At 51.7% G+C, this 15,079-nt stretch carries 12 protein-coding genes; 3 read left to right on the forward strand and 9 right to left on the reverse strand.

The annotated features are described in order from the left end of the window. Both AC3ISQ_RS20105 and AC3ISQ_RS20110 read right to left on the reverse strand, forming a co-directional pair. Nucleotides 1-1,176 (reverse strand): amidohydrolase, encoded by a 1,176-nt coding sequence (locus AC3ISQ_RS20105; RefSeq protein ID WP_489349355.1) that lies wholly within the window; start codon nucleotides 1,174-1,176, stop codon nucleotides 1-3. Next, complete coding sequence (locus AC3ISQ_RS20110; protein ID WP_489349357.1) at nucleotides 1,173-2,375, reverse strand: MFS transporter; 1,203 nt, start codon at nucleotides 2,373-2,375, stop codon at nucleotides 1,173-1,175. Before AC3ISQ_RS20110 ends, AC3ISQ_RS20105 begins: the two co-directional genes overlap by 4 nt. Before the next feature lie 193 nt (nucleotides 2,376-2,568). Between AC3ISQ_RS20110 and AC3ISQ_RS20115 the strand changes: the two genes are divergently transcribed. Beyond that, nucleotides 2,569-3,477, forward strand: a complete 909-nt coding sequence (locus AC3ISQ_RS20115) for a LysR substrate-binding domain-containing protein (protein WP_489349359.1) — start codon at nucleotides 2,569-2,571, stop codon at nucleotides 3,475-3,477. A 2-nt stretch (nucleotides 3,478-3,479) separates the two neighbouring features. Here AC3ISQ_RS20115 and AC3ISQ_RS20120 read toward each other — a convergent pair whose 3' ends face one another. Then, a complete protein-coding gene (locus tag AC3ISQ_RS20120; RefSeq protein WP_489349360.1) occupies nucleotides 3,480-3,887 on the reverse strand; it encodes an OsmC family protein in 408 nt (135 codons plus the stop codon). Between the two features lie 375 nt (nucleotides 3,888-4,262). Here AC3ISQ_RS20120 and crp point away from each other — a divergent pair, with 375 nt between their 5' ends. Together crp and AC3ISQ_RS20130 are read left to right on the forward strand one after the other, a co-directional pair. Next, nucleotides 4,263-4,895, forward strand: a complete 633-nt coding sequence (gene crp / locus AC3ISQ_RS20125; RefSeq protein WP_489349361.1) for a cAMP-activated global transcriptional regulator CRP — start codon at nucleotides 4,263-4,265, stop codon at nucleotides 4,893-4,895. A gap of 57 nt (nucleotides 4,896-4,952) precedes the next feature. Further along, nucleotides 4,953-7,028: a YccS/YhfK family putative transporter gene (locus tag AC3ISQ_RS20130; protein WP_489349363.1), complete on the forward strand. Its 2,076-nt coding sequence runs from the start codon at nucleotides 4,953-4,955 to the stop codon at nucleotides 7,026-7,028. Between the two features lies 1 nt (nucleotide 7,029). On the opposite strand, the gene argD is transcribed toward AC3ISQ_RS20130, so the two are convergent. The 6 genes from argD to AC3ISQ_RS20160 all read right to left on the reverse strand — a co-directional run bounded on the left by argD (nucleotide 7,030) and on the right by AC3ISQ_RS20160 (nucleotide 14,995). After that, the gene (gene argD, locus AC3ISQ_RS20135; RefSeq protein ID WP_489349365.1) at nucleotides 7,030-8,247 is read right to left on the reverse strand and encodes a bifunctional acetylornithine/succinyldiaminopimelate transaminase; all 1,218 of its coding nucleotides are present in this window, start codon (nucleotides 8,245-8,247) and stop codon (nucleotides 7,030-7,032) included. Between the two features lie 130 nt (nucleotides 8,248-8,377). Continuing rightward, the gene (locus tag AC3ISQ_RS20140) at nucleotides 8,378-8,953 is read right to left on the reverse strand and encodes an aminodeoxychorismate synthase component II (RefSeq protein ID WP_489349367.1); all 576 of its coding nucleotides are present in this window, start codon (nucleotides 8,951-8,953) and stop codon (nucleotides 8,378-8,380) included. Between the two features lie 59 nt (nucleotides 8,954-9,012). Next, the gene (locus tag AC3ISQ_RS20145; protein WP_489349368.1) at nucleotides 9,013-10,542 is read right to left on the reverse strand and encodes a helicase HerA-like domain-containing protein; all 1,530 of its coding nucleotides are present in this window, start codon (nucleotides 10,540-10,542) and stop codon (nucleotides 9,013-9,015) included. Between the two features lie 110 nt (nucleotides 10,543-10,652). Continuing rightward, on the reverse strand, nucleotides 10,653-12,458 hold the full coding sequence (locus AC3ISQ_RS20150) for a carbon starvation CstA family protein (protein WP_489349370.1): 1,806 nt from the start codon (nucleotides 12,456-12,458) through the stop codon (nucleotides 10,653-10,655). A gap of 126 nt (nucleotides 12,459-12,584) precedes the next feature. Beyond that, on the reverse strand, nucleotides 12,585-13,310 hold the full coding sequence (gene btsR, locus AC3ISQ_RS20155; protein ID WP_489349372.1) for a two-component system response regulator BtsR: 726 nt from the start codon (nucleotides 13,308-13,310) through the stop codon (nucleotides 12,585-12,587). Beyond that, a complete protein-coding gene (locus AC3ISQ_RS20160; RefSeq protein ID WP_489349374.1) occupies nucleotides 13,310-14,995 on the reverse strand; it encodes a LytS/YhcK type 5TM receptor domain-containing protein in 1,686 nt (561 codons plus the stop codon). The genes btsR and AC3ISQ_RS20160 overlap by 1 nt, the downstream gene beginning before the upstream one ends. Between the last annotated feature and the right edge of the window lie 84 nt (nucleotides 14,996-15,079).

Below are 15,079 nucleotides of genomic sequence, written 5' to 3' on the forward strand. Positions count from 1 at the left end.
TTACGCCATCAGCAAACGACGGATGAAACCAACATGCAATTTCACACCGATTTGCAGCGCGGCTTCATCCAGTTTGAAACGTGGATGATGCACGCCGTAAATCGCCCCAATTTGCTCATTACCGCTGCCGATAAACAGGAAGCAGCCCGGAACCTGCTGTTGATACGAGGAGAAATCCTCGCTACCGAAGAACGGTGCAGCCATTTCTCGCATTGATTGTGCGCCAACAACCTCGGTAATGACCTCACGAGCCACCGTGCAGGCTTCCGGGTGGTTGTTACCAATGGCATAACCACGCGTCCAACGAATTTCATGGCCCGCGCCGTGAGCCTCGGTGATCCCCGCCACGGTTTGCGCCACCAACTGCGGTACGCGCTCACGCACATCGGCATTATGGGTACGCAACGTTCCGGCGAGCCGTACACTGTCAGGAATGATGTTGTAACCGCCTTCCGCCTGGAAAGTAGCAACCGTCAGTACCGGAACCTGCAGTGGGTCTAACTTACGTGCCACAACCAGTTGTAATGCCGTTACGATTTCCGCGCCAATGACCACCGGATCGATACACAAGTGCGGCATGGAGCCATGGCCACCTTTCCCTTGAATGATGATATCGAAGTTATCGCTAGAGCCGCTGAACACGCCTTCCTTAAAACCGACCTCACCGGTCGGGAAATTAGGCATCACATGCAGGCCGAAGATCATCTTCACGCCTTCCAACACACCCAAATCAACCAGTTCCTGAGCGCCACCCGGCGGCACTTCTTCTGCATGTTGGAAGATAAAGCGTACCGAACCATGCAGTTGTGAACGCAGTTGGCACAATACGCTAGCGGCTCCAAGTAGCATGGCGCTGTGAGCATCGTGCCCACACGCGTGCATCACCCCCGGATGAGTCGAGCAGAAGGGTTCATCGCTTTCTTCCTGAATCGGCAATGCATCCATATCCGCCCGTAACGCGTAGCATGGCCCCGGCTGCGCACCGACCAGTTCAGCCACCACGCTATTCGGTGTCGGGCGGCGTATCGTCAACCCCTCAAATCCAGCCAGTTGTTCGGCAATGTAATCGGCGGTTTTGGCTTCCTGAAACGACAACTCAGGATTCGCATGCAAGTGGCGGCGCCAACGTAATACATCGTCTTTCACTGCAGTAATTTGCGCGTCAATATTCATCATAAACTTCCCTCGTTCAACGCCGGTTGGTGTGACTTATTCACCAACGGCAAAATAACCAACCCAGCCACCACCATGGCGCTAGCCAGGAAAACAAACGTCGTCATGTAACCCTGACTGACCGTAATCAGATACCCCATCGCTATCGGTGCCACAAAGCCGCCCAAGGTGCCGCCGGTATTAATAATCCCCATCGCCGCACCCATGATTTCCGTGGGAATACGCTTCATCGGTAATGTAAACACCGTGACAAACGCAGCCATCAGGAAGATATACCCCAAGAACAGCAGCAGCCCAGCAGCTACGGCAGTCGAAGAGGTGTAAACCAGCCAGATACACAAGGCGCTCAGCAACGAGCAGATGCAGATAACGATAGGTTCACGTCCTTGCATATAGCGCCCGACCAACCAGCCGGTGCCGAGCGAAGAGATCCAAATCCCTAATCCCCCAGCGGCGACCACCAAACTGGAGACGCCCATTTCCATGCCCCGTTGCTGTACCAAAAACTTGGGCAGCCAAGCCATCAGGCCGTAGGACGGAATGTTGATGCAGAAAATCGCCACGAACAGCAGGATCACTGTCGGATTCTTGAGTAACGCACGATAGCTGGCGCCCACGGTACCTGGTTGGGTTTTGGCCGCTTGGGGTGGGTTAGGCACCAGAAACAGAATGCAGGCGGCAACCACAAACGCCAGCAAACCTAATGCAGAGAAGGAACCGCGCCAGCCAATATGATCCAGACAGTAAACGGCGACTAACGGCCCTGCCGTCATCGCCAAACCCGCGGAAGAAAGCAGTATCGACTGCGCAAAAGTACGTTGTTCCAAGGGAAAATTAGCCACTACCGCTTTAGCGCAGGAACTGGGATAACCGGAATGACCAATACCAGAAAGAAAGCGGAATACCACCAACAGCCCCAAACTAAAGCCCAACATACCAAAGCACAAAGCAAAGCCGCCGAGCATCAATAGCGAGCTGCACAACACCTTCTTGAAGCCAAAACGGTCATTCAGCCAACCCGCAGGGATCTGGAACAGTGAATAAGCGAGGAAAAACATACCGGTGATATAACCCAGTTGTTCCGCCTGCAAATTGAATTCTCGCTCAATCGGTAGCAGAGCAAACCCCATCACTGTCTTGTCTATATAAACAATGACATACCCGGTAAATAGTAAAAAAATCATCAACGAACGTGGGTTCATGACCAGTATTCCTTTGAGTTATCACGCCGACAAACAGCCTCCTTGCCGACAACAGTGGATAATGTGATCTTCGTCACTTTATGTTTTTAATAACAATACGTTATGCAGGAATGATGAAAATATCGCCTTTATACCAACGGCATAAGATGCAATTATCTATTGAGTGATGCTTTTTAGTTATAGGGGGGAAGACGTGCGTTATTTGCCCAAGATCCAGCAATTGAAAGTGTTTCAACAAATCATTCGCAGCGGCAGTATTCGCGGCGCAGCACGGGCTTTACAACAATCACAACCGGCGGTGAGCCGTAGCTTGCGCGAACTGGAGTTAGCACTCGATACCCAGTTGATTATGCGCAGTAATCAGGGCATGACGCTGACGGAAACCGGGCGCGCTTTTGCTCAGCGAATGCAGTTTATTCTGGAAGAGTTACAAAGAGCGGCAGAAGAAATTGAGCAAATAGAACAACATGGTCAGGGTACGGTGGCGCTGGGGCTGTCTTCGCTATTAGCACTGACTGTGCTACCGGAGCTCACAGAAGCTTTCAGATCTCAGTTTCCACAAGCCAGTCTGGTGATCCGAGAAGCTCAACTTTCTACCTTGTTACCTGCGTTACGTGAAGGAAAGCTGGATTTTGTCGTCGGTAGCGTCAGCCCCGAACTACCGCTGGAGGAATTGGTGTGTGAACCGCTGTTCAATGCCTCATTCGGTATTATCGCTCGCCACAGCCACCCACTTGCGAAAGCTACCTCGCTAGATGAACTCCGCTCGGCCAAATGGCTGTTACCGGAAACGGATATGGGCTACTACCAGTATCTGCAATCTGAGCTCGGCACCTTTTATCAACAGCTCGATATGGCACCCATTCGTTCAGATTCGGTCGTTAGCGGGTTGAGTCTAGTGTTGAACGCCGATTACCTCACCATTGTCGCGCGTGCGATGCAGGCACCTTTTGGTCTAGAGCATCGTCTGGTCACATTGCCGATCACCAGTTTGCCGCCAGCGCAGTATTGCGTGCTGTATTCGCAAAAATCGCCGCTAACCATTACGGCGCGGCGATTTCTCGATCTGCTGCGTCGGCTGTGCCAACGCTATGCTTGGTAAGGTTATTCGACGAGCTGAATTTCAAAGCTGTGGGTCACTTTTGCGGCTTTACCCAGCATCAGCGCCACTGAGCAATATTTCTCAGCAGAAAGATCGACCGCACGTTCAACAGCCTTATCGCTAAGTTCTTTACCGGTAACAATAAAATGCAAGTTGATATGGGTAAAAGTACGCGGAACTTCTTCACGGCGCTCAGAGGTGAGTTTTACCTCACAATCACGCACGTCATTGCGTCCTTTTTGCAGGATAGAGACCACATCGATAGCGCTGCATCCCCCAACAGCCATCAATACCATCTCCATTGGGCTTGGCGCTTTTTCACCCGCATTGCCATCCATCAAAACCTGATGACCAGACGCGGATTCACCCAAAAATGTCAAATCTTCTATCCACTTAACTCTTGCATACATAATGGTTACTCCGGTTAATTTCTGAATGTCAGACTACGCTTTCACCGTGAAACTGGCAACGGAACCTGACACTAATCATGCTGAAGCGAGACAACACAAGACACTTGCCTCACTCTGTGCTACAAACAGAGCCGAAATAACACTTTCTGGAACATGGGTTTCGGGGCAGTCTATAGAAAAGTCCTGATATCGTTATGTTAACAGAATGTAGCTTGCAGCTCCGGTAGCAAGTTAATATGCTAGGGCGACGGCGTATTTTTATCGAACACCTCAAAACTTTCTGATAGCCCATTATCTCACACCCGGCTTCAGCTTGTTTGACAGGGAACTCTGATCCCAGCGATACAGATAGATTACAACAGAGGATAACAGCGAATGGTTCTCGGCAAACCGCAAACAGACCCGACTCTCGAATGGTTCCTGTCTCATTGCCATATCCACAAATATCCATCCAAGAGTACGCTGATTCACCAAGGTGAAAAGGCCGAAACGCTTTACTACATCGTGAAAGGCTCCGTAGCGGTGCTGATCAAAGATGAAGAAGGTAAAGAGATGATTTTGTCCTACCTCAATCAGGGGGACTTCATCGGCGAGCTTGGATTATTTGAAGAAGGCCAGGAGCGCAGTGCTTGGGTTCGGGCAAAAACTGCCTGTGAAGTGGCTGAAATTTCTTATAAAAAATTCCGCCAACTGATTCAGGTAAACCCGGACATTTTGATGCGCCTGTCTGCGCAGATGGCAGACCGTCTGCAAGTGACTTCCGAAAAAGTGGGCAACCTCGCTTTCCTCGACGTGACTGGACGTATCGCGCAAACCCTACTGAACTTGGCGAAGCAACCTGATGCCATGACCCACCCAGACGGTATGCAGATTAAAATCACCCGTCAGGAAATTGGTCAGATCGTCGGCTGCTCCCGCGAAACCGTTGGCCGTATATTGAAAATGCTGGAAGATCAAAATCTGATCTCCGCACACGGCAAAACCATCGTGGTATACGGTACTCGTTAATCCCAGAAAAAATGGCGCGATAATCAATTCGCGCCATTTTTTTATCGGTAAAACATCATGTGGCGGCGGCTGATTTATCACCCGGAAGTGAATTACGCACTGCGACAAACGCTGGTGCTTTGCCTGCCTGTCGCATTCGGCCTGCTGATTGGCTCACTGCAACTCGGCCTGATGTTTTCTTTGGTTCCCGCCTGCTGCAATATCGCGGGTTTAGATACTCCCCATAAACGCTTTTTCAAACGCCTGATCGTCGGCGGTTTGTTGTTCGCCTTCAGTAGCTTACTGTTACAACAGGCTCTACTGTGGCACGTCCCGTTACCTTGGTTAGTTCTCGGTTTGGCATTACTGCTCGGCGTTACCGGGGAAATCAGTCCGCTCCACGCTCGCATGCTACCGGCTGCGATGGTGGCCGCTATTTTCTCTCTCAGCATGGCCGGTACGGTACCGATCTGGCATGCGCCGTTGTTGTATATCGTCGGCACCGCTTGGTATGGCTTGTTCACTTGGTTCTGGTTCAAGCTGTGGAAAGAGCAGCCGATGCGCGAGTCACTCAGTTTGCTGTATCGCCAACTGGCAGATTACTTGGAAGCTAAATATTCATTGCTGACCCAGCACACTGACCCAGAAACCGCACTGCCGCCATTGCTGCAACGTCAGCAACAGGTGATGGACATTATCAGCCTGCTGTATCAACAACTTAATTTCCTGCCCCATGCCAACAACATGGAGCAAAAACGCCTGCAACGCGCATTCCAAGTCGCACTCGATTTGCAAGAACACATCACCGTCAGCCTGCATTTGCCGGAAGAAGTACAAAAACTGGTGGCACAGAGTCAGGCCGAAGCCATCATCCGCCGTAATGCGCAGGTGATCGCCGCTCGTTTGCGCGTAGTCGCCAACGACATTCTTTACCATCACCACTCGCAGCGTTTTAGCATGACCAATGAACTGGCGGCGCTGGAAAAAGTGGCATTGCAACACGCCGATAACCCGGTCGGTAAGTTCTGCTATTACCATTTCAGCCGCATTGCTCGCCTGCTGCGCACCCAGTATCCGCTGTATCGCCGCAATCTAATGATCAGGCAATCACGTCTGCCATTCTGGCCGGCGCTAGTTAGCTATCTGTCATTCAAATCCAACGCGTTACGTAATGCCGCTCGCTTAGGCGTGATATTGGCGGCGGGAAGTAGTTTGGGGATTTTTTTCAACCTGCCCAAACCTTACTGGATATTGTTGACCATCATGTTAGTAAGCCAAAATGGCTATAACGCCACGCGGGTGCGTATCCAGCACCGTGCGCTAGGTACGTTGATTGGATTAGTGATTGCCGCGGGTTTGCTGCAATTACATATGCCGGAAACCGCCACGCTGGGCGTGATGTTGGTGATTACCTTGGCGGCCTATCTGATACTGCGCAAAAACTACGGCTTGGCGGTGATTGGCTTTACCGTCACGGCGGTTTACACCCTGCAACTACTGGCGCTTAACGGGAAAGATTTCCTGGTGCCGAGGCTGATCGATACCCTGACCGGCTGCGTGTTGGTGTTCGGCGGATCAATCTGGCTGTGGCCGCAGTGGCAAAGTGGCTTGCTGCGTAAAAACGCCCATCAGGCGCTGGAGAACGATCAGACGGCGCTGCGTTTGATGTTGGAAAAACAGGAACCAGACCCTACCGAGTTGGCCTATGCCCGTATGCAGGTTAATCAGGCACATAACGCGTTGTTTACTTCGTTGAATCAGGCAATGCAGGAACCGGGGTTCGAATCGAACTATCTGGCAGATATGCGATTATGGATCACTCACAGTCAGTTTATTGTCGAGCATTTGAACGCGATGACGATTCTGGCGCGTGAGCACTATATGCTGACGCCCAAACTGGCAGAAGAATATTTGCAGCGCTGTGAAATCGCGCTGCAAAGTTGTCAGCAACGTTTGGAATACGATGGACCAAGCGGTGGCAGCAGCATGATGGAAACTCCAGATCTGCACCCAGATATGCCCGTCACCGAGATGGAGCGCCATTTACGGCGCATCCTGTCTCACCTCAGCGTGATGCACACCATTTCGTCCTTGGCTTGGCGGCAACGCCCACATCACGGCATCTGGTTGAAACGTAAACTCGGTGAACAGTAATTCAGGCGTTAATTACGTCCTGCACCGCTTGTTCAAACAATTCCATGCCCTGTTCGATGTCTTCAATTTCTACCACCAGCGAAGGGGCAAAACGGATCACGTTCGGCCCTGCATTAAGGATCATCAACCCACGCGCCGCCGCCGCAGTCAGGAAATCACGTGCGCGCCCATGATATTCTGCCGTTAACTCGGCACCAATCAGCAACCCCATGCCGCGAATAGCGGTGAAAATAGCGTATTTCTCGCCGATCTTCTGCAATGCCTGCACATACAAGCGGTGCCGTTGCTCGATGCCGCTCAACACTTCTGGCGTATTGATCACATCCAGTGCCGCTTCCGCCACCGCACAGGCCAACGGGTTGCCGCCGTAAGTGGTGCCGTGTGTGCCCACCTGCATCACCGAGGCAATTTCTTCGGTGGTCAACATGGCGCTAACCGGGAAACCGCCGCCCAGCGCTTTGGCGGTGGTCAGGATGTCTGGCGTGACGCCGTAGTGCATGTAGGCGAATAGCTTACCGCTGCGCCCCATGCCGCTTTGCACTTCATCAAATACCAGCAGCGCTTTGTGTTTGTCGCACAGTTTGCGCACCCCTTGTAGGAATTCCGCCTCAACTGGCGTAATACCGCCCTCACCTTGGATCGGCTCCATCACCACTGCGCAGGTGTGATCGTCGATCACTGCTTTCACTGCCGCTAAATCGTTGAACGGTACATGCACAATGTCTGCCGGTTTCGGGCCAAAGCCATCGGAATATTTCGGCTGACCACCGACTGAAACGGTAAACAGCGTGCGACCGTGGAACGCATTATTGAAAGCGATGATTTTGGTTTTGTATGGGCTGTGACGGGTAATGGCGTAGTGACGAGCCAGTTTGAATGCCGCTTCGTTAGCTTCTGCACCAGAGTTGGCAAAGAACACCCGATCGGCAAAAGTGGCGTTAATCAGTTTGGTTGCCAAACGTAGCGCGGGTTCATTGGTAAACACATTGCTGGTATGCCACAACGTTTCGCCCTGCTTGTGCAGCGCAGCCACTAGCGCCGGATGGCAATGCCCCAAGGCGGTTACCGCAATCCCCCCGGAGAAATCGATGTATTCTTTGCCTTGCTGATCCCAGACACGGCTACCTTTGCCTTTGACCGGAACAAACTGAGCGGGTGCATAAACAGGCAGGATCACCTTATCGAAGGTGCTGCGACTTACTGCATTTTTTTCCGTCATTATTAAGCATCCCTAAGCATGTGTTAGTTTTCATGTTGCCATTGAGTGAAAATATAATCACAAAATATGCATAAAAAACCACTCAAGGGCAAACCTAAATCATCGTCAACGGCAAAAAAATCCTAACAGTTTAACTTTTAAGGAAATTATCCAGCAATTGATGGCCTTGTTCGCTGAGAATACTTTCCGGGTGGAACTGCACACCTTCCAGCGACAACGCTTTATGACGGATGCCCATGATCTCATCACGGACTCCATCGCGCTCGCTCCAAGCGGTGACGTCAAAACAGTCCGGCAAGGTCGTCGCATCCAGTACCAATGAGTGATAACGGGTGACGGTTAACGGATTATTTAAGCCAGTAAACACGCCTTGGTTAAGATGGCGAATAGCGGAAGTCTTGCCATGCATCACTTCACGGGCGCGCACCACATCAGCGCCAAACGCTTGCCCTAACGCCTGATGCCCAAGGCATACGCCGAGGATCGGTAACTTACCCGCGAAATGACGAATGGCGTCTAAAGAAATACCCGCCTCATTCGGCGTACAGGGGCCGGGAGAAATAACTAGGTGTTGCGGAGCCAGCCGTTCAATATCAGCCAGTTGCAGTTCATCATTACGCTTTACCAGCACTTCGGCACCTAATTCGCAGAAGTACTGATAAAGGTTGTAAGTAAAGGAGTCGTAGTTATCGATCAGCAACAGCATGTAGGCATCCAACAGAAAAAATACCGCGTTAGTTTACTGCTGCTGAAGATAATTTCAGCTTACTTTTTCCGACCGCCCATAATCGAGCCCAAAACCCCGCGTAGGATCTGACGCCCCAAGTCACGCGCCATGCTCTTGGCTGCGGTCTGGACGATCCCATCGCGTTTACCGCCGCGTGGCCCCGTGGAGCCAAACAGGATCTCGTTCAGACCGCCCATCAGACCGCCATCGTTCTGAGTTTGAGTCTGAGCCGTTTTCTGCTCTGGTTGCCCCGTTTGCTGTTGCCCTGCGGTGGCGAAACCTTCTGAGGAAAGTTTCTCATAGGCCGACTCGCGATCCACCATATCTTCGTAGCGCCCATACAACGGTGATTTGTTGATTGCGCTGTTCAAGCCATCCGCACCCAACATGCCCATTTTCGATTCTGGCGCGATGACCATGGCACGCTCGACAATGTTGGGGCGACCTTTTTCATCGAGGAACGACACCAACGCTTCACCCACACCCAACTCGGTAATAGCCGTTTCTGCATTAAAATCAGGATTGGCACGTAGGGTTTGCGCCGCCGATTTCACCGCTTTCTGATCGCGTGGCGTAAAGGCACGTAGCGCGTGTTGTACGCGGTTACCCAACTGCCCCAACACGCTGTCAGGAATATCCAACGGGTTTTGGGTCACAAAGTAGATACCGATGCCTTTCGAACGAATCAAGCGCACCACCTGTTCGATCTTCGTCAATAGAGCCGCTGGCGCGTCGTTAAACAACAAATGCGCTTCATCAAAGAAGAACACCAGTTTCGGTTGTTCCGGATCGCCCACTTCTGGCAGCTGCTCAAACAACTCCGCCAGTAGCCACAACAGGAATATGGAGTACAATTTTGGCTGTTGGATCAATTTGTCCGCCGCCAGCAGGTTGATGATGCCGTGCCCGTTGCTGTCGGTTTTCATCAGATCGTTGATGTCCAACATCGGCTCGCCAAAGAACTGATTAGCCCCCTGTTCTTCCAATGTCAGCAACCCACGCTGGATAGCACCGACTGATGCCGAAGAGATATTGCCGTACTGGGTTTGGAACTGTTTAGCGTTGTCGCCGACAAACTGCACCATCGCTCGTAGATCTTTCATGTCCAGCAGCAGCAGGCCGTTATCGTCGGCGATTTTGAATACCAGTTGCAGCACGCCGCTTTGCACTTCATTCAGATCCAGCAAACGCCCCAACAGCAGCGGTCCAAGGTCAGAAACCGTGGCGCGGATCGGATGGCCTTTCTCGCCGAAAATATCCCACGGAATAATGGTGCACGATTGTGGCTGCCAGTCGGTGACGCCAATGTTCGTCAGCCGCGTCTGTAATTTTTCAGAAGGCACCGCTTCAGCACCAATGCCGGACAGATCGCCCTTCACATCGGCCAAAAATACCGGTACGCCAATACGCGAGAACTGCTCCGCCATTTTTTGCAACGTGACAGTTTTCCCGGTTCCCGTTGCGCCAGTGATGAGGCCGTGGCGGTTCGCCAAAGCGGGCAAAAGAACCAGATCTTGTACCGGTTTTCCGTCTTTCATCGCTTTGGCAATGATCCGTGCTTCACTCATTTGTTTTTCCTTTGAATGCAAACGCCTTTGATACATTTAAAGCCATAAATGCGACGAAAGCAAAAGGGCGCAACCTGTGCGCCCTATAACCAAGAGATTTCAGAACAAACCTAATTCTGCGTTGCCAATTCATCCGGCATTGGAGTGGTCTCGCCACGCCACAGTTTGATCCAGCGGCCGATAGCAGCAATCAGGATCACCGCCCCCAGCACCACCATGATGATGGAAATAGTGCCGTTGAATAGGTTGAAGCCTTTCGCCGCCGGGTTGTAGTAAATATTGGTCACCATCCAGTAGGCCGCGTAATTTACCGTGACATACAGGTAGCTCAACGGCACCAAACAAGTCAGCACGTACCAGCGTTTTTTCGCCAGACGCAGGATGATGGTCGCGCCGATAATCAGGCCGATAGAAGCCATCAACTGGTTAGAGACCCCAAACAACGCCCATACCGAGTTGATATCACCGGAGTTCAGCAGATAACCCCACAGCAAGCAGGCGACGATGCTGCAACCAATGGCGCCCGGCAGCCAGTCAGTACGTTTCAGCGGAGCCCAGATGTCACCAATGAAGTCTTGCAGCAGGTAACGCGCCACGCGAGTGCCAGAATCAACCGCCGTCAGGATAAAGACCGCTTCGAACATCACCACGAACTGGAAGAAGTAAGAAGCCAAATGGCTGAACCAAGGAATACGGGTGAAGATATCCGCCATCCCTACTGCCAGCGTAACGGCACCACCAGTACGACCACTCAGATCCAAACCAATTTCCTGGCTCAGCTTCGGCAGGTTGATCACATCCATGCCCAAGGTGGCGAACACTTCTGGTGCAGAGTTAATGGCAAAGTAATCAGCAGGATGCAGTGAGGTTGCGGCGATCAACGCCATCACGCCAACCACGCATTCTGCCAGCATCGCACCAAACCCGACGGGCAGGATATCGCTCCATTTGTCGATCTGCTTCGGCGTAGTGCCAGAACCGATAAAGGCGTGGAAACCAGAGATCGCACCGCAAGCGATAGTAATCGAGATAAACGGCCAGACCGGACCTGCCAATACAGGGCCGCCACCGTGGATAAACTGAGTGAATGCCGGGAATTGGATAGTGGGGTTGATAAATACCACACCAACGATCAATGCACCGAACACCCCTATTTTCATAAAGCTGGAGAGGTAACCGCGCGGGGTCAACAGCATCCAAACCGGTAGAGCAGTAGCGAAGAAAGCGTAGAACGGCAAGACCAAACTGACGGTAGAGGCGCGCAGACTTAACCACTCACCAAATGCCGATTCTTGAATATAAGGCCCCGCGATCACACAAGCCATAATCGCGATAATACCGACATAGCTAGCGCCGCGCATACTGCCGGTCATGCGTTCCCACAAGCCAACACAAATAGCAATTGGGATGGTCATAAACACCGCGAAAGTACCCCAAGGGTTACGTTCCAGTGCGTGCACCACCACCATCGACAAACCCGCCATCGTAATAGTGATGATGAACAGCATCGCCAAACCGGTACACCAACCCGCGACGGGTCCCAGTTCACGCTTAGCAACTTCCGAAAGTGATTTACCACGGTGTTTCATTGAGGCGAACAGCACCACGGTATCGTGCACCGCGCCGCCGATCACACAACCAATCAATAACCAGAGGAAGCTGGGTAGATAGCCATATTGAGCAGCCAATACCGGCCCCACCAGCGGCCCGGCAGCAGCAATAGCGGCAAAGTGACTGCCGAAATTGACCCACTTTTTGGTCGGGACATAATCTTTGCCGTCTTCCAGCAAATGCGAAGGGGTAACTTGCGTATCGTCAGCCTGCAACACCTTGCGCACAAAGAACACGCCATACAGCCGATAGCAGATGGTGAGCACGCACAAGGTGGCAATGACAAAGGTAAGAGCATGTTGCATGTCTTAACTCCAGAATTAAATTTATTATCAGCCTGATGCTAACTCTGGTGTTCAGTAAAATGAGGAACTATCCCACTCAGCGGTCATCCGCGCTTTTAAACGGTTGGTTTACTGGGGTGAGTGGTTTTACCCCCGTAGCCCCAGCTCTTCCTTTAACGACTTTAGATAACGACGGCTGACAGGCACCGGATCGCCCACTGGCATCACCATCTCAGCAACGCCGCTCTCTTCGAAGCGGATCTCCCTAACCTGCTCCAAATTCACCAAATACTGACGATGGCAACGCACTAGCGGCGTTCGGTTCTCCAGTGTGCGTAAAGTCAGTTCGGTAAAACACTCCATTCCATCGTTACGCACCACGAACACCCCGCTTAAACGGGTGCGGATAGCAATCACTTCGTCGAATCGCAGCAGATAGATACGGCTGTGACCGGTGCAGGGAATGTATTTCAGATAACCCGCGCTTTCGTCTAATACCGTCATATCTTGCGGCGCATGATTTTGTCGTAGCCGTTGCAGGGTTTTATTCAAGCGTTTGGGTTCTGCCGGTTTCAACAAATAATCGAAAGCGTGTTCTTCAAACGCCTGTACCGCATATTCGTCGTAAGCGGTGAGAAACACGATATGCGGCATGTGGTTTGGATCGAGCATCCCCACCATTTCCAACCCATTAATGCGCGGCATCTGGATATCCAAGAACACCACATCTGGTTGCAAACGATGGATCAGGCTGATGGCTTCAATCGCATTGGCGCATTCACCGATAATATCGATTTCCGCTTCGGCTTCCAGCAGATGACGCAGGTTATCGCGCGCAGCAGGTTCGTCATCAACAATTAATACACTTAGCATTATGCAGCCCTCGCCAGTGGGATATTCAACGTAATACGAGTGAAACTCTGCGCTTCATAAGCCACCTGAACGCCATAACCGTCGCCATAACGACCGCGTAAACGCTTATCGACCAGATTCATGCCCAATCCTTGTCCATTCGCTTTTGGTTGGAACAATCCGGCGTTGTCCGTCACTCGCAGCAATAGCTGCCCCGCTTCGCTACAGGCACCAATATCAATTCTCCCGATACCCAACAGTTGCGAAGTGCCATGCTTAATTGCATTTTCCACAATCGGTTGTAACGAAAAGGCGGGTAATCGCACTGCTAACAGTTCTTCGGGTAACGAAACACGGATCTCCAAACGTTCAGCAAAGCGCGCTTTTTCGATTTGCAGATAAGCGTTCACGTGTTCGATTTCATCAGCCAGACTGACCTCATCGTCGGAACGTTTCAGGTTTTTGCGAAAGAAAGTAGAAAGATACTGCACCAATTCACAGGCGCGGTCGCCATCACGACGAATGACCGCCACCAACGTATTCAAGGCATTGAACAGGAAATGGGGATTGACCTGCGCATGCAGCAATTTGATTTCTGATTGCGCCAGTAACTGTTTATGCCGCTCATACTGCCCCGCCATAATCTGCGCTGAGAGCAAACTGGCAATACCCTCACCCAGGGTACGATTGATGGTGCTAAACAATTTGCTCTTGGGCTCATACAGCTTGATGGTGCCGATCACCCGCTGATTCTCGCCACGCAGTGGGATCACCAACGTCGAGCCTAATTTGCAGTTGGCGTTGATCGAACAACAATAGGAAAGCTCGTTACCGTCGGCATACACCACTTCGTTATGATCGATCGCCCGATGAGAATGCTTAGAAGCGATTGGCGTCCCCGGCAGATGGTGATCGTCACCAATGCCGATAAACGCCAGTAGCTTTTCTCGATCGGTAATCGCCACCGCGCCAATACCCAGCTCCTGATAGATGACTCTCGCCACCTTCATGCTGTTTTCCTGATCGAATCCCTGTCGCAAGATCCCTTCAGTACGTTCGGCAATCTTCAACGCCTTGGAGGAGAAAGCGCTGCTGTATTTTTCAAACATCGCCCGCCGGTCCAACAGGATCTGCATAAACATCGCCGCCCCTAAGGTATTGGCGATCATCATCGGCAAGGCAATACGTTCCACCAGTAATTGCGCTTCGCCGAACGGACGCGCCACCGCCAGAATAATCGCCATTTGCAACACTTCGGCTACCAAGGCGATACCGGCGACAAACAGCGGATTAAATAGCAGATCGATACGGCCACGACGCATCGCGATACTGTGCACAATACCGCCCACCAGCCCTTCCGAGATGGTAGAAATAGCACAGGCAACGTCAGTCATTCCCCCGAGCGAATAACGATGTATACCGCCGGTCAAACCGACGAGAAAGCCGACCGATGGCCCACCGAGTAAACCGCCGAGTACCGCACCGATTGCGCGAGTGTTAGCGATAGAGTCCTGAATATGCAGGCCGAAATAGGTGCCCATAATGCAGAACACCGAGAAAATAACGTAGCACAATAGCTTATGCGGCAAGCGAATCGTCACCTGCATCAGCGGGATAAATAGCGGGGTTTTGCTCAATAAATAGGCAATAACAAGATAAACGCACATCTGCTGCAACAGCAGCAATACCTGGGTAAATTCGTACATCACAGCAGCTCATTCCTGAACAGAAAAGGGAAATGCAGGCGGTCTAGTTATAAGCTGGCGATTAGAGCATATGAGGCGGGAAAA

Source organism: Serratia sp. KH_031, from assembly GCF_057839655.1.